10 protein-coding genes are annotated in these 16,280 nt (G+C 68.7%); 7 read left to right on the forward strand and 3 right to left on the reverse strand.

The features are described from left to right. Window position 1: 1 nt before the first annotated feature. From ABZ845_RS14970 to ABZ845_RS14980, 3 genes are all read left to right on the forward strand, one after another. Window positions 2-2,383 (forward strand): molybdopterin cofactor-binding domain-containing protein, encoded by a 2,382-nt coding sequence (locus ABZ845_RS14970; RefSeq protein WP_360978438.1) that lies wholly within the window; start codon window positions 2-4, stop codon window positions 2,381-2,383. A gap of 224 nt (window positions 2,384-2,607) precedes the next feature. Next, the gene (locus ABZ845_RS14975; protein ID WP_360978441.1) at window positions 2,608-4,065 is read left to right on the forward strand and encodes an NCS2 family permease; all 1,458 of its coding nucleotides are present in this window, start codon (window positions 2,608-2,610) and stop codon (window positions 4,063-4,065) included. A gap of 69 nt (window positions 4,066-4,134) precedes the next feature. Continuing rightward, complete coding sequence (locus ABZ845_RS14980) at window positions 4,135-5,286, forward strand: XdhC/CoxI family protein (protein ID WP_360978444.1); 1,152 nt, start codon at window positions 4,135-4,137, stop codon at window positions 5,284-5,286. Window positions 5,287-5,706: 420 nt separating this feature from the next. Here ABZ845_RS14980 and ABZ845_RS14985 read toward each other — a convergent pair whose 3' ends face one another. Next, window positions 5,707-6,168: an SRPBCC family protein gene (locus tag ABZ845_RS14985; RefSeq protein WP_360978447.1), complete on the reverse strand. Its 462-nt coding sequence runs from the start codon at window positions 6,166-6,168 to the stop codon at window positions 5,707-5,709. 294 nt (window positions 6,169-6,462) lie between these two features. Between ABZ845_RS14985 and ABZ845_RS14990 the strand changes: the two genes are divergently transcribed. Next, entirely contained in the window at window positions 6,463-8,247 is a 1,785-nt protein-coding gene (locus ABZ845_RS14990; protein WP_360978450.1) for an FAD-binding dehydrogenase, read from the forward strand. A 275-nt stretch (window positions 8,248-8,522) separates the two neighbouring features. Here the strand turns inward: ABZ845_RS14990 and dacB are convergent, their stop codons facing one another. Further along, a complete protein-coding gene (gene dacB / locus ABZ845_RS14995; protein WP_360978453.1) occupies window positions 8,523-9,890 on the reverse strand; it encodes a D-alanyl-D-alanine carboxypeptidase/D-alanyl-D-alanine-endopeptidase in 1,368 nt (455 codons plus the stop codon). Between the two features lie 474 nt (window positions 9,891-10,364). Further along, window positions 10,365-12,398: an ABC transporter ATP-binding protein gene (locus tag ABZ845_RS15000; protein ID WP_360978456.1), complete on the reverse strand. Its 2,034-nt coding sequence runs from the start codon at window positions 12,396-12,398 to the stop codon at window positions 10,365-10,367. 490 nt (window positions 12,399-12,888) lie between these two features. Here ABZ845_RS15000 and ABZ845_RS15005 point away from each other — a divergent pair, with 490 nt between their 5' ends. The 3 genes from ABZ845_RS15005 (at window position 12,889) to ABZ845_RS15015 (ending at window position 16,274) form a co-directional block, all read left to right on the forward strand. Further along, the gene (locus ABZ845_RS15005; RefSeq protein ID WP_360978459.1) at window positions 12,889-14,829 is read left to right on the forward strand and encodes a KedN5 family methylcobalamin-dependent radical SAM C-methyltransferase; all 1,941 of its coding nucleotides are present in this window, start codon (window positions 12,889-12,891) and stop codon (window positions 14,827-14,829) included. Window positions 14,830-15,053: 224 nt separating this feature from the next. Further along, window positions 15,054-15,563, forward strand: a complete 510-nt coding sequence (locus tag ABZ845_RS15010; protein ID WP_360978462.1) for a hypothetical protein — start codon at window positions 15,054-15,056, stop codon at window positions 15,561-15,563. 39 nt (window positions 15,564-15,602) lie between these two features. After that, on the forward strand, window positions 15,603-16,274 hold the full coding sequence (locus ABZ845_RS15015; RefSeq protein WP_360978465.1) for an isoprenylcysteine carboxylmethyltransferase family protein: 672 nt from the start codon (window positions 15,603-15,605) through the stop codon (window positions 16,272-16,274). The last annotated feature ends 6 nt before the right edge of the window (window positions 16,275-16,280 follow it).

Raw genomic sequence — 16,280 nt, forward strand, 5'->3', positions numbered from 1 at the left:
CATGCCCAACGGCGCTCCCACCAAGATCACTCAGGGTACCCCGACCAAGGGCGGCATCGGCGAGTCGACGCTCCGCCCGGACGGCATCCTCAAGGTCACCGGAGAGTTCGCGTACTCCTCGGACATGTGGCACGAGGACATGCTCTGGGGCCAGATCCTGCGCTCCACGGTCGCCCACGCGGAGATCGTGTCCATCGACACCTCCGAGGCTCTCGCCCTGCCGGGCGTCTACGCCGTCATGACGTACGACGACCTGCCCACGGACGTACGCAACTACGGCCTGGAGATCCAGGACACCCCGGTCCTCGCCCACGGCAAGGTCCGCCACCACGGGGAACCGGTCGCGATCGTCGCGGCCGACCACCCGGAGACCGCGCGCCGCGCGGCGGCCAAGATCAAGGTCGAGTACCGGGAACTGCCGCTCATCACGGACGAGGCGTCCGCGACCGCGCCGGACGCGGTCCTCGTCCACGAGAACCGCACCGACCACCACATCGGACACGTCCCGCACCCGAACATCGTCCACCGCCAGCCGATCGTGCGCGGCGACGCCGCCGAGGCCGCGGGCAGGGCGGATGTCATAGTCAAGGGCGAGTACCACTTCGGCATGCAGGACCAGGCCTTCCTCGGTCCCGAGTCCGGTCTCGCGGTCCCGGCGGAGGACGGCGGCGTCGACCTGTATGTCGCCACCCAGTGGCTCCACTCCGACCTGCGGCAGATCGCGCCCGTCCTGGGCCTGCCGCCCGAGAAGGTCCGTATGACGCTGTCCGGCGTCGGCGGCGCGTTCGGCGGGCGCGAGGACCTTTCGATGCAGATCCACGGATGCCTGCTGGCGTTGCGCACCGGCAAGCCCGTCAAGATCGTCTACAACCGCTTCGAGTCCTTCTTCGGGCACGTCCACCGCCACCCCGCGAAGCTGTACTACGAGCACGGCGCCACGCGCGAGGGCAAGCTCACCCACGTCAAGTGCCGGATCGTGCTCGACGGCGGCGCCTACGCCTCCGCGTCCCCCGCGGTCGTCGGCAACGCCTCCTCGCTGGGCATCGGCCCCTATGTCGTGGACGACGTCGACATCGAGGCCATCGCCCTCTACACCAACAACCCGCCATGCGGCGCCATGCGCGGCTTCGGCGCGGTCCAGGCGTGCTTCGCCTACGAGGCGCAGATGGACAAGGTGGCCAGGGAACTGGGCATGGACCCGGTGGAGTTCCGGCGCCTCAACGCCATGGAGCAGGGCACGATCATGCCGACCGGCCAGCGCGTCGACTCCCCGGCCCCGGTCGCCGAACTCCTGCGCCGCGTCAAGGCGATGCCCATGCCGCCCGAGCGCCAGTGGGAGAGCTCCGAGGGCGCGGACGTACGGCAGCTGCCCGGCGGACTGTCCAACACCACCCACGGCGAAGGCGTCGTACGGGGCGTCGGCTACGCGGTCGGCATCAAGAACGTCGGCTTCTCCGAAGGCTTCGACGACTACTCGACCGCCAAGGTGCGCATGGAGGTCATCGCGGGCGTCCCCGTGGCCACCGTGCACACGGCGATGGCGGAGGTCGGCCAGGGCGGCGTCACGGTCCACGCCCAGATCGCCCGCACCGAACTGGGCGTCACACAGGTGACGATCCAGCCCGCCGACACCCAGGTCGGCTCGGCGGGTTCGACCTCGGCCTCCCGCCAGACGTACGTCACCGGCGGTGCCGTGAAGAACGCGTGCGAACTCGTACGGGAAAGGGTGCTGGAGCTCGGCCGCCGCAAGTTCGGCTCCTACCATCCCGCGTGGGCCACCGCCGAGCTCCTCCTGGAGGGCGGCAAGGTCGTCACCGACGGCGGCGAAGTCCTCGCCGACCTGGTGGACGTACTCGGCGACGAGGCCGTCGAGATCGAGCGCGAATGGCGGCACCGGCCCACGGAAGCCTTCGACCTGCGCACCGGCCAGGGCAACGGCCACGTCCAGTACACCTTCGCCGCGCACCGCGCCGTCGTGGAGGTCGACACCGAACTGGGCCTGGTCAAGGTCATCGAACTCGCCTGCGCCCAGGATGTCGGAAAGGCCCTCAACCCGCTGTCCGTCATCGGCCAGATCCAGGGCGGCACCACCCAGGGCCTCGGCATCGCGGTCATGGAGGAGATCGTCGTCGATCCGAAGACGGCCAAGGTGAGGAACCCCTCCTTCACGGACTATCTGATCCCCACCATCCTCGACACGCCGACCATCCCGGTCGATGTGCTCGAACTCGCCGACGACCACGCCCCGTACGGACTGCGCGGCATCGGCGAGGCACCCACCCTGTCCTCGACTCCGGCCGTACTCGCGGCGATCCGCGAAGCGACGGGGTTGGAGCTCAACCGCACGCCGGTACGTCCCGAACACCTCACGGGAACCGCGTAACGTCCGCTCGCCGCATGTCCCGTGCCGCCCCGCCGCGGCACGGGTGGCGCAGCGGCACCCCGACGCCGGGCAACAGCTCCACCCCACGGCCACCCGGCATCGGCAGCAGTCGCAGTACCACGTAACGCCTCGGGCCGTCCCCCGGGTCGTGACAGATCCCAAATCCCGTACGTCGCCGACGGCGACGTCTGCGGGTGCCCCTTTGAACCTTGGGAGATGGCGCCATGACCCAGCAGTCAGTGGAGCCCAGGACCACCGCAGAGGACGCGGGCGCGGGAGCCCGCGTCCCGGCCGGCCGGTCCTGGCTCGACCGGTACTTCCACATATCCCAGCGGGAATCCAGCATCGCGCGCGAAGTGCGCGGCGGCGTCACCACCTTCATGGCGATGGCGTACATCCTGCTGCTCAACCCCCTGATCCTGTCCGGCAAGGACGCGGCAGGGGACACGCTCGCCCAGAAGGCCCTGATCACCGCGACCGCGTTCGCGGCGGCCCTCACCACCCTCCTGATGGGCTTCGTAGGCAAGGTGCCGCTCGCCCTCGCCGCCGGCCTCTCCGTGTCCGGAGTGATCTCCTCACAGGTCGCCCCGCAGATGACCTGGCCGCAGGCCATGGGCATGTGCGTGATCTACGGGGTGGTCATCATGCTCCTGGTGATCACCGGACTCCGCGAGATGATCATGAACGCGATCCCGCTGGCGCTCAAGCACGGGATCACGATGGGCATCGGTCTGTTCATCGCCCTCATCGGCTTCTACAAGTCCGGCTTCGTGCACCAGGGCAAGGCCACCCCGCTGAGCCTCGGCCCGGCGGGGGAACTCACCGGCTGGCCCGTCCTGCTCTTCGCCGGGACCCTGCTGCTGATCTTCATGCTCCAGGCCCGCAACGTCCCCGGCGCGATCCTGATCGGCATCGTCGGCGGCACGGTCGTCGCCGCCGTCCTGAACGCCGCCGGTGTCGTCAAGGCGGGCGCCTGGGCGGGCGGCGCCCCCGAACTGCACGGCAGCGCCGTGTCGATGCCCGACTTCTCGCTCTTCGGCCATGTCGAGTTCGGGGGCTGGGACAAGGTCGGCGCGATGACCGTCGGGATGATCGTCTTCACGCTGGTGCTCGCGGGCTTCTTCGACGCGATGGCGACCATCATCGGCGTCGGTACCGAGGCCGGGCTCGCCGACGACAAGGGCCGGATGCCGGGTCTGTCCAAGGCGCTGTTCATCGACGGCGCGGGCGGTGCCATCGGCGGTGTGGCGGGCGGCTCCGGGCAGACGGTGTTCATCGAGTCGGCCACCGGGGTCGGCGAGGGCGCGCGCACGGGCCTCGCCTCCGTCGTGACCGGACTGTTCTTCGCGGCCTGCCTGTTCTTCACGCCGCTGACGGCGATCGTCCCCCAGGAGGTCGCCGCAGCCGCCCTGGTCGTCATCGGCGCGATGATGCTGATGAACGCCCGTCATGTGGACTGGGCCGACCGCGCCACCGCGATCCCGGTGTTCCTGACCGTGGTCCTGATGCCGTTCACCTACACGATCACCACAGGCGTGGCCGCGGGTGTCGTCTCGTACGTCGCCATCAAGGCGGCCCAGGGCAGGGCGCGGGAGATCGGCGCCTTCATGTGGGGCCTGACCGTGATCTTCCTGGTCTACTTCGCCCTCCATCCGATCGAAAGCTGGCTGGGCGTGCGTTAGGAACGCCGCGCCCGCAGCGACCGGGCCAATCCCCGTGAACGCCGTCAACTTCGTAAGGGAGACCGAGAGATGCTGGACATCGCCGACGAGCTGTACCGGTGGGTCGAGCAGGGACGTGACTTCGCCGTCGCCACCGTGGTGGCGGTCGGAGGCAGCGGCCCCCGCCAGCCAGGCGCCGCCCTCGCGGTGGACACCGACGGCACGGCGATCGGCTCGGTCTCCGGCGGCTGTGTGGAGGGCGCGGTCTACGAGCTGTGCGTCCAGGCACTCCAGGACGGCGAAACCGTCGTGGAGCGCTTCGGGTACAGCGACGAGGACGCCTTCGCGGTCGGCCTGACCTGCGGAGGCGTCATCGACATCCTGGTCACGCCGGTGCGGGTGGGCGACACGGTCCGCCCGCTGCTGGCGGCGGCGCTCGCCGCCGCGGCGCGTGGAGAGACGGCGGCGGTGGCGAGAATCGTGAGCGGCCCGGCCGAACTGCTCGGCCGGGCACTGCTCGTACGTCCCGACGGTGCGTACGAGGGCGGCTTCGGCGCCCACCCGGAACTCGACCGCACCGTGGCGGCGGAGGCGCGCGCCCTTCTGGACGCGGGCCGTACCGGCGCCGTGGACATCGGAGAGCGGGGTTCACGGTGCGGAGCACCGCTCACCGTTCTGGTCGAGTCCTCCGTCCCACCACCCCGGATGATCGTGTTCGGCGCGATCGACTTCGCCTCCGCGGTCGTCCGGATCGGTAAGTTCCTCGGCTACCACGTCACGGTGTGCGACGCGCGCCCGGTCTTCGCCACCCGCACCCGCTTCCCGGACGCGGACGAGATCGTGGTCGAGTGGCCGCACCGGTACCTGGAGCGCACGGAGACGGACGGCCGTACGGTGCTGTGCGTACTCACCCATGACTCCAAGTTCGACGTCCCGCTGCTACGGCTGGCGCTCCGCCTCCCCGTGGCGTACATCGGCGCGATGGGCTCGCGCCGCACTCACCTGGACCGCAACGCACGGCTGCGCGAGGTCGGTGTGACCGAACTGGAGCTGGCACGCCTGCGCTCCCCGATCGGCCTCGACCTCGGCGCCCGCACGCCCGAGGAGACGGCCCTGTCCATCGCCGCGGAGATCGTCGCGGCCCGCCGGGGCGGCAGCGGCGTCTCCCTCACGGGCGCCCACACCCCGATTCACCACGACGTCACTTCGGCGCCGGCGGGGCGGATCGGATCGGTGGCCTGAGACCCTGGCCGCAGACCTTCGCTGACCCCGCCTTCGCTGACCCCAGGCCTTCGCTCGCCTCGCTGCCCGATCTGCTCGCTCTCCTCCTCGGTCATCGGGGTTTTCCTTCGTGGATACCCCCGGCTTGAGCCGGGGGAGGAAACGAAGCTCCTGCGGAGCAGGGCAGGAAACGGGATTTCGCCCTTAGGGCGAAAGACCGCGTACGTGACGGGTAGGCTGTGCGCTGTGCGTTGCGAGAACCAAGCGCGTACAACGTGTTGCGCGAGAACCAAGCCAGCACAATCACCACCTGACTTTGCTGTACAAACCGGGCAGGTTCCGTCCCGGGTGGCGTTGAGGGAGTAAGACCTTTCAGGTCGTTGACCTGCAGGGATTCCTGAGCCAGGAATCCCCCTGCTTCAGCTGGGGGAGGGTTCAAGGTCAAGGACTGTAGACACCGCCACTGACACCGGGCCCCGGTCCGCACCCCAACAGCCCGTCGACCGCGCGCCCGAACATCCACCGGGCCGCCCACCCGAGCGGCGCATCGAAGAACGCCGGCAGCGGACGTACCGCCAGATCCTCCCGCCACACCACACGCGAGCCCCCGTCCCCGTGCGGCAACACCTCGATCTCCGCCCAGCCCGTGACGAGCCGCCCCCGCTTGACCAGCCGGCACAAGGAGGGAGGCCGCCAGACGACGACCTCCATGAGGTCATCGAAGCCGAGCGCCCCGACCCCGGTACGCGCCACGAACACGGTGCCGACACCGGTCGGCGGCGGAGTGAGCACCCCGACCCGGGTCAACGGCACCACGTCGGCGTGGCGCGGCCAGTCCGTGAGCCGGAGCCATGCCCGCTCGACGGGAATCGGGGTGACGCGTTCGAGATGGAAGACGACCACCGGGGGATCGTACGCAGCCAGGCGATCCCGAGGCCGCCCTCTGACCCGTATGCAGTAGTCGCCGGGGACAGGGTCGAGGAGGAGGGGAAACGACATGACCTGCGCTTCGACAGCCGGACCGGGCGTCTGGTGCAGAGCACGAACTCCTCTCCCTCTCACGGGAGTTCAGTGAGTTTTGCGTCGTGCAGCGGTCTGGTCGTACGAGACCCCCTGGGCTACCTTCGGTAACACCTTGCCGCCGCAAGGGCACCGCGTGCGTCTCCCGCCCCTTTGCCCGCTCCCGGAAGGCAGCCCATGCAGAACACACCCGCCCCGGTCGTGATCACCCGGCGTCGTGCGCTGACCGTCGCCGGCGGAGTGCTCGCGGCGGCGACCCTCGCCCAGGGCGTTCCCGCGTTCGCCGCCGCGTCGCAGGACGCGGATGCCATCGTCGTGGGACACGGGCTCGCCGGGCTGGTCGCCACGGCCGAACTCGCCGCCGCCGGACGCAAGGTCCTCCTCCTCGACCAGGAGCCCGAGGCCAGCCTGGGCGGCCAGGCGTTCTGGTCGTTCGGCGGCCTGTTCATGGTCGACTCCGCCGAACAGCGCCTGATGGGCATCAAGGACTCCCACGACCTCGCCTGGCAGGACTGGCTCGGCACGGCCGGGTTCGACCGCGGAGTCGGCGACCCGGCGGGCGAGGACTACTGGGCGTACAAGTGGGCCGAGGCCTACGTGGACTTCGCCTCGGGCGAGAAGCGCTCCTGGCTCTCCGGCCTGGGAGTGCAGTGGTTCCCCGTCGTCGGCTGGGCGGAGCGCGGCGGCGGTCTCGCGGACGGACACGGCAACTCGGTACCCCGCTTCCACGTCACATGGGGCACCGGCCCGGCGGTGGTCGAACCCTTCGAGAAGAAGGTGCGGGCCGCGGTCGCCGACGGCAAGGTGACGTTCAAGTTCCGGCACAGGGTGGACGAACTGGTGACCATCGGCGGTGCGGTCACCGGCGTCCGGGGCGCCGTCCTGGAGCCCAGCGACGCGGCCCGCGGCAAGCCGAGCTCCCGTACGGTCGTCGGCGACTTCGAACTCCGTGCCCCGGTCGTCGTCGTGACGTCCGGCGGGATCGGCGCCAACCAGGACCTCATACGGCAGAACTGGCCGGCCCGTCTCGGCACCGCACCGAAGTTCATGGTCACGGGCGTTCCCGCGCACGTCGACGGCCGCATGCTGGCGATCACGCAGAAGGCGGGTGGACGGATCGTCAACCCCGACCGGATGTGGCACTACACCGAGGGGCTCAGGAACTACGACCCGATCTGGCCGAACCACGGCATCCGGATCCTTCCCGGTCCGTCGTCCATGTGGTTCGACGCGACCGGAAAGCGTTTCGCGAGCCCGGACATCCCCGGCTACGACACGCTGCACACCCTCAAGTCGATCACCGGTTCCGGCTACGACTACTCCTGGTTCGTCACCACCCAGAAGATCATCGCCAAGGAGTTCGCGCTCTCCGGATCCGAACAGAACCCGGACCTGACCAACAAGGACATCCTCAAACTGCTGTCCCGGATCTGGCAGACCCCCGAGCCGATCGAGCGGTTCAAGAACAAGGGCGCCGACTTCGTGGTGGCCTCGACACTTCCCGAACTCGTCGCCGGTATGAACAAACTGACCGGCGACGGCCTGATCGACCTGGCCGCGCTGCAACGGCAGATCGAGGCCCGCGACCGTGAGATCGACAACCCGTACAGCAAGGACGCCCAGGTCATGGGCATCCGCAACGCCCTCGCCTATCCGGGCGACGCCCTCAGCCGGACCGCGCCCATCCACCGGATACTCGACCCGGGCGCCGGGCCGCTGATCGCCGTGCGCCTCAACATCCTCACCCGCAAGACCCTCGGCGGCCTCCAGACCGACCTCTCCGGCCGTGTCCTCGACTCGGCCGGAAATCCGGTGCCCGGTCTCTACGCCGCGGGGGAGGTCGCTGGTTTCGGCGGGGGCGGAGTCCACGGCTACCGCTCCATGGAGGGCACGTTCCTCGGCGGCTGCATCTTCTCCGGGCGCCAGGCGGGGCGCGCCGCAGCCGGGGCGACCGCTACCTGAGCTCCCCGGCTCGTCCCTCGGGGGTGCGCGCCGCGCGCGCCCCCGCCGGACGCGGTGCGGTGCGGTGGCGACCTCGACGGCGACAACAAAACCTGTGTGAGGACCGAACAACTCGCCGATCTCGACGCGTTCGTCGTCCCGGGCTCCAAGCCCGGGGGCCGTGCACCAGCTGCGCATGAGACCCTGGTCGTGGTGGGAGGAAGGAGCGTGCGGCGATCAGCGCGAAGTCCTTCATGCCGCAGCCGCGGCCTGCGCTGTCCTCCCACCACGACCTTTTATGCGTAACAGCCGTTGACGGTCGCCGCGAGATCGTCCATGGCGTCCTTGATGCTGTTCGGGTCGGCAGTGGCGCCGTTCTCGACGAAGGAGAACACCTTCCACTTGCCGTCCTTGCCCTGAGTCAGACCGCTCAGCGCGATGGCGCCGGTGAGGGTGCCGGTCTTCGCGTGCACCTTGCCCACCGCGCACTTGGAGTCGGCGTCGTCGAAGCGGCCGTACTCCGGGCCGAGCGTGCTGCCGGCTTCGCCGGAGACGGGCAGGCCGTCGAGGATGGAGCCGAGGGTGTGCGCGTAGCGGGGCTTCGTCAGCAGTTCGAGGATCTGCGCGAGGGTGGCGGCCGGGATACGGTCGGACCGGGACAGGCCGCTGCCGTCGTAGAGCTCGAAGTTGTCGAGCGAGACGCCGTACACATGGCTCAGCACCTGGCGCACAACCGCGGTGCCGCCCTCGAAGGTGGCCGGTCGGCCGGCGCCCAGGGCGGTCATCCGCAACAGGGTCTCGGCGATGTTGTTGTCGCTGTGCTTGAGCATCGTGTGGACGATGTCCGACAACGGCGCGGACTTGTGCTGGGCCACCGGTACGTCCCTCGCGCACGCGGTGGCGCGGGTGACCTGGCCGGTGACCGTGACGCCGTCCGCGGCGAGTTGCTTCGCGAAGACCTGCCCGGCGTCGATGGAGGTGTCCTGGACGCCGTGCCCGTCGACGACCAGCGCGCGGACCGGGGCGACGGTGTCCGGGTAGTAGCCGTCGTTCCAGCCCTTGGCCAGGGTCGGCTCCGGGAACAGACTGTCGTCGACCGCCACCTTCACGGCGGTGCGACCCGCGGACTTGAGCCCGGCGACCGCGGTCTTCGCCAGCTCGGCGAGGTCGGCGGTGGTCAGGGTGCGGTCACCGCCCCCGACGAGGGTCAGGGTTCCGTTGCCGTAGACCACCTTCGTGGTGAACCGGTGCTGCGGGCCGAGGACCGTCAGTGCGGCGGTCGACGTGGCGAGCTTGGCGTTGGACGCCGGCATCAGCGCGGTGGAGGCGTTGTGGCCCCAGACTGTGGTGTTCGAGTCCGCGTCGAGGACCACGCCGCTCACGTTCGAGCCCAGCCGCTGGTCGAGTACCCGGGTCTCCAGGTTCGCAGCCATCTGCTGGTCGCTGGGGTCCGGGGCGTCGGTCTTGGCCGTCGTGCCGGCACCCTTGCCGGCGGCGAAGGCGGACGGACCCCCCAGGGCGGCGGACGCCACGGGCACGGCCATGGCGAGGACCAGGGCCCGGCGCAGGCCGGTTCCCGTGCCGTTCTGTCTGGGCCTGCGATGCCGGCGTCGGCCACCCGGAATGAAGGTGTTATCGGATGTCGTGGCAATTATTTCGGACATGAGTGGGGGTTCTAAACTTTCAGGAGGGGGTTCTGAGATTTCAGGGCTGGGGCCTGAATAGAGAGAATTCAGCCACACGATATCGGCCATCACGTATGAATCGCAGTCAGAAATCGCCACGTCTGCCCGGATGGGCAATTGATGTGGCCCGCATGGTCATCGGCCGGACATGACGCGGGGTGGGACGACTGAGCTGACAGCCGGGTGTGGTCAGGCGTCGGCTGAATCGAAGGGTTCTGTAGGGAACTTGTTCGAGTGTCCGGGCGGAACGCAACTGACGAGAGGGCAGCAGCGTACTGACCGTATGGCGGCGGCAGTCGGAGCGATAACGCTTCCTCCACGGGCCGTCACCACCACCGGTGACGGCCCGCTCCCGAGCTCTTCACTACCGTGGCAGCTCGGCGGGCCCGTTGAGGGCTCTCGGAGGTCCGGCCGGGGCGGCGGCTGGTGCCGCCATCGGCAGCAGCTGTCACGTCACGACACCGCTTGCCCCTCGCCCAGCGCCGCGTCCTGCGGGCGACGCGAGCTTTGCCTGCCCGCCTTCGCGGACTGAGTCGGCAGCGTGGGGTGTGTGAACTGCCGCGCCTGCAGCTCATAGGCGTCGCGGAACGCGCCGGTGCCGGTCGCGGGGTCCATGAGCTGCTCGAACGTGCCGTGTTCTACGACCTGGCCCTCGTCCAGGACGTAGATCAGGTCGGCATGACGGACACTGTGCAGACGGTGTGTGATCAGGACGGTGGTCTGGCCGGTGCCGGCGAGGCGGTGAATCTGGTCGAAGACCCTCTGCTCGGCGGTGGGGTCGAGCGCGCTGGTGGGTTCGTCGACGATCAGGACCTGGCCGTTGCGCAGTCGGGCCCGGGCAAGGCCCATCTTCTGCCACTGGCCGCCGGAGATCTCCTGCCCGCCCTTGTAACCACGGGCGAGGAGAGTGTCCAGTCCGCGGGGCAGTGTCTCGATGACCTCGCCGGCCCCCGCGTACGCGGCGGCCTCCTCCACGGCGGCGTCGTCCGGCGTGACGCCGGACCGGCCGATGGCGATGTTGACGCGCGCGGTGAACGGCCAGCGGTAGAAGTCCTGGGCGACCATCGCGACCCGGTCGAAGACCTGGGTGCGGTCGGCCTCGGCGGTGTCCACGTCCCCCCACATCACCCTCCCCGTGCCCGGGAGCCGGGCGCCGCACAGCAGGCGGACCACGGTCGATTTGCCGCTGCCGTTCTTCCCGACCAGGGCGACGGTGCGTCCCCGGGGGATGACGAGATCGACGTCGCGCAGGGACGGCTTGTCGGCGCCGGGATAGGTGAACGTGACGTTCTCGAAACGGATCTCGTCGACCTGCTCCGGCAGGTCGCGCCCGGTGGTGGGGATGGCGCGCCGCACCGCCTCCTGGCACAGCGTTTCCAGGTCGGCGACGAACATGGCCCTTTCCTGGACCTCGGTGACGCGCAGGACGAGGTCGGTGATGCTGGAGGAGCCGGTGCGGATCGCCAGCACGGCGGTTCCCGCCACCGCCAGCGCCATCTGCCCGTTCCACAGCAGCAGACCGAGAACTCCGTACGTGGCGATGGTCGCGATCCCGCGCGCGGCATCCGAGACAAGTCCGGTGCGGGCGCCGACCCAGGCGAGGCGGTTCTGCTCGCGTTCACTGGTCTCCGCCATCTGCCGGAAGTGCGTCAGCAGGAACGGCCCGACATCGTGGACGCGGACCTCCGCGGCGGCCTGCTGGTCGATCAGCAGCCGGCTGATCAGCTGCGCGGCCCGTGCGTGCTGCACGAAGCGATGCCAGCTGACATAGCGGTGTCGTGCCATCGTGAGCGAACTCCACGCGCTCGGCAGTGCCATGGCGGCAGGCAGTGGCAGCAGCACCGGATGCAGAACAGTCAGCACACCGGCCGCCGCGATCAGGGAGATCGCGGAGGTGACCACCGCGGTGCAGTAGCCCACCATCCGGCGTGCGGAGTCGGCGCCCCACTGCGCGGAGTCCATGAGTTTGTGGAAGGAGTCGTCCTCGATCGCCTCGAGCTCCACCCGCGCCACCAGCGAGAGGTAGCGCTCGGTCGCCACACGCTGGACCTTCGGCTCCAGGATCCCGGTCGCGGCGGCAGAGGCCGACTTGCAGGCCGACCCGACGACCGCCAGGACGGCCACCAGCGCCAGCGAAGGGAACGCCGTGCGCAGCCGGCTGGTGATGTCGCCCGGTGCGAGGAGGTCGATCAGCAACCCGTTGACCGCCACCAAGGAGACGGCCTGCGCGATCTCGCGGGCGGCCTCGCTGACGGCGACCGTGTACAGGGCCCGCCTGTCCGCCTCACGAGCCAGCCGGACGGCGACCGCCACCTGCCGCGGCAACGAGACGGCCATCGCGCCCAGACTCAGCTTCAGCCACGTGCCGTCGTGGGCGCCCCAGCCGTAGTCGTAGGCGAGTTCACCGCCGAAGAGGAGATTCTCCGAGTCCGAAGGGCTCGCCGTGGCCCCACGAGTCCCGCTGTCGCCGGTGTTGCCGTTCGTCATGCCCCCCACCTCGTATCCGGACGTACTGAGCGGGACACGCCGCCGTCGCGCGGGGCGGGCGGAACGATGATCTGAGATCCGGTCGGTGCGGGCCCGCCGGGCGTGGCGGGGGTGGTGGGAGTGGCGGGAGTGGCAGGAAGGGGAGCGGTCGACCAGAAGGAAAGAGGGTGCACGGCGGTCTCCGGAAGAGGGGTGGATGTCACGGCGTTCAACGACGGGACACGGAGGTTCGAACACATGTGTTTCGGACGTGATGTGAACCCCGTAGGAGAGCGGGAGAACTCTCCTGCCGGATACACCGGCCCTTGCCGCAGCAGGGACGTCCGCTGGTGGGGGCTGGCCGAAACGCCGACGGCCGAGGGGCCTGGAGCAGATGAGGGACGAATGCTGTCTGAACGGTCGTCTGACGGCGCGCCAGCCGATACCCTGCTCAAGCTCGTCTTTCCCGTATGCAGGACCACTGGGCCCTTGGCCGCTGGTGAAGCGCGCAATGCATCAGGAGGGGGACTCCGTGGCTTCGACCAGCCTCTCAGTGGTCTTGGTGCAACAAGGCGTCTGGTCCATGGACGTCGAATCGATGCCGCTCGCCGCCGGTTACCTGAAGGCATTCGTCGAGGCCGACCCGGAAATATCCCGGCACACATCCGTGCGGCTGTTGAACCTGAACAGGCAGGCATCACCGCAGTCGACAGTCCGAGCTCTCACCAGGTCCCGTCTCCCGGACATCATCGGCTTTTCCGTGCTGGGCTGGAACTACCATGTATTCGGGAAGGCAGCGACGACGATCAAGCAGATCTCACCGGACACCACGGTGGTGTTCGGCGGGAACCATGTCACGGGTCAAGCGAAGAGAACCTTCGCCCAGTACCCTGCCGTCGACATCGTCGTGAACGGCGAGGGGGAGCTCACCTTCCGCGAGGTGGTCCGTCATCGCCTCGCGGGCACCCTCCAGGAGAAGCGGGCCTCGATCGCCGGCATCAGCTACCAGGGTGCCGGGGCGGTCGAGACGACCGCGGCACGGCCGAGACTGACTGATCTGAGCGTTCTTCCCTCTCCTTTCCTGACAGGGGCGATCCCGCTCGAAGACGCACGCGGCAACTTCCGGTACGACGTCGCACTGATGGAGACGAACCGGGGCTGCCCGTACAAGTGCGCCTTCTGTTACTGGGGCGGCGCCGTGGCGCAACGAGTGCGTGCCTATCCGCGCGAGCGCCTTCGGGCCGAGATCGAACTCTTCGCGGAGCACGAGGTGGAGACCGTCGCTCTGTGCGACGCCAACTTCGGAATGTTTCCCTCCGATGTTCAGTTCGTCCGGGACCTGCTCGACGTACGGGACTCCTACGGATACCCGGTGGCCCTCGAATGCAGCTGGGCCAAGAACAAGTCGACGACGTTCCGAAGCATCGTGGAGGAGATGAGCAGACGACGACTGAAGAGCTCGTTCACCATCGCCCTCCAGAGCCTCGACGAGAAGACCCTGGATCTGATGAACCGCCGCAATATGCGGATCAATGACTGGCAGCAGTTGGCGGACTGGCTCGAGGACCTCGGCTTCGCCTGCTACGCGGAACTGATCTGGGGCGCGCCGGGGGAGACGGTCGAGAGCTTCCTCGCCGGATACGACAAGCTCACCGAGCGCATAGGGCGTGTGGCCACGTATCCCCTTCTGCTCATCCCCAACACGCACTACTACGATCAGCGCGACACCTACGGCTTCGTCACGGTGCAGGGCGACCAGGACGACTTCGAGTATGTCGTGGCGAATCGCGGTATCAGCCTCGACGACACCTGGTCCATGTCGCGCTTCATGTTCTGGTCCCGGCTGATGTCGGAACACGCGATCATCCGCCATGTCTGGCGTCCGGCGCTGCTGCTGGCCGGCCTCAAACAGTCGGACATCATCAGGTCCGCAGCGGACTGGTTCGCGGAAGGGGGGACCGCCCGGGACTCGTTCGACGAGCTGGCAGTCCAGTTCGGGTCGACTCGGTCGCTGAGCGAGGCACTGACTCTGTTCCATACCGGTGGTCGTGGCAAGGAGTTGCTCGGCACGTGGTGGGAGCAGCGGATACGGGCGCTGCTCCCGGAAGACCACCGCGATCTCCTGAGCGAGGTCTTCAGGTTCGATCTCGAAACTCTCCCGGAACTGGACCCGGCCGACGACGCATCGGCCGCCGCGGAAGAGGAGACGGGGGTGGCGAGGGAGACGTGGAGCCGGACCGTGCTCTTCGGCTACGACGTCCTCGGCGTCATCGCGAGACTCCGGGAGGCCGGCAGCCCGGAGCCCGGCAGCCTCTTCCCCAGGGAGCCGACGCTCTATGAGCTCTCGTTCCGTGCGGGGCTGGGAAAGTACATCAACAATCACGAGGAAGCGATCCACTACTTCGGCAGGGCTCGCCGCCTCACCTCAACGGTCCGGGGCGGTGATTCTTGAGAGACATAGTGGTCAACCTCGGCAGTGGTGCCTTCCTTTCCGTTCTCGGTGCTGTGGCGGCCCTTGTGGCCGACAGGTTCCGAAGGCGCCGACGTCTTGGGCACCTGTACGCACTCGTGAGCACGGCGCGGCGCATACAAATCGTCGTACCGAGCCTGAACGTTTCGGAGTTCACCCCCCAGGGAGCACAGTCCGTCGCGAGAGTGCCCGTCAACATCAGAGTCATGCCGATGGCGGAGGGCGGTGCCATCGCTCAGCTGATGGCGGCGCTCCATGCGGTGGGGAAGGACAACGTCGAGCTCGTTCCGCAGGAGGCATACCAGAACGACGCGGACGTCACCATCTCGGTCGGCGGGCCGAGCCTGAACTCCGCGTCCGCAGGGATCCTGCGGGCCGGCTTCCCTAGATTCTCCATCAAGTACCCGGAGCACATCGCCTCGTACGGCACCACGACGTTCTCTCCCGAGATCACGAGCAGTGGGGAACTGCGCGAGGACTACGGGTTCCTGGCTTGTTCGCGGCCACGTCCGGACAAGTACTGCATCGTGGTCTGCGGCGTCTGGGCCGCCGGTACACAGATGGCCGTGAGCGCGCTGGTGGCGGCGGAGCGGAAATCAGAGATACGCAAGCGGATCATCGGACGCGAGACGTTCTTCGCGGTCATGCACGGAGAAGTCCGCGGGCTGGCCCAGGAGTCCGTACAGACCGTGGAGGTCCGCTCCGTGGGTGCCTAGGCGCGTGCTCAGCCGCTCTCGGGGCCGGGAGGTTCATGCATGGTCTATCCACTGTCGAGCGTCTGGGGCACGGCGATATCCGCCGTGTACGCGCTCTCGATCGCGGGGGAGTGGCTTGCCGTACGCCGGGTCGCCGAGCGCGGCAGCCCCGGACGGCACTCCACACGCGGCGTCGGCGCAATTCTGCGGGAGGCCGCGGACGTTCTCTACCTGCCGGCCGGGACATCGGACGCGCGCCGAACGGACCGCAACACGCGGGCGCTGCTCGTACTGGGCAGCCTCGGCGGACTCGGTACCGCTCTGCTGATCCCCCTTCTCCGTCCTGAAAGCGTGAACACGGCGGCGCTCACCCGGCTCCAGCCCATCGCACTGGTGGTGGTGATCGCCGGAGCCTGGCTGAGGCGACGGAGCGTCACAGAACTGGGGCCCGCAGCCATCCGCGTGGTCCATGCCAGCGAGAACGTGCCACTCGTCACCTCCGGCCCGTTCCGCTTCATCAGGAATCCCGCCTACGCGGGGAGCCTGCTGATGTACGCCGGGATCGGGATCGCACTGGCATCGTGGATGAGCACGGTGTGTGCCGCAGTAGTGCCTCTGGTGAGCCGGCTTCCCCGCATGAGACGTGAGGAAGAGGTTCTCCTGGAGGTACATGGAGCCCCCTATCGCGCCTACAAGTCCCGGGTGAAACGGCTCATTCCCTGGGTATGGTGAATGCCC

Origin of the sequence: Streptomyces sp. NPDC047022 (assembly GCF_040644155.1) — a bacterium.
Classification (GTDB): domain Bacteria; phylum Actinomycetota; class Actinomycetes; order Streptomycetales; family Streptomycetaceae; genus Streptomyces.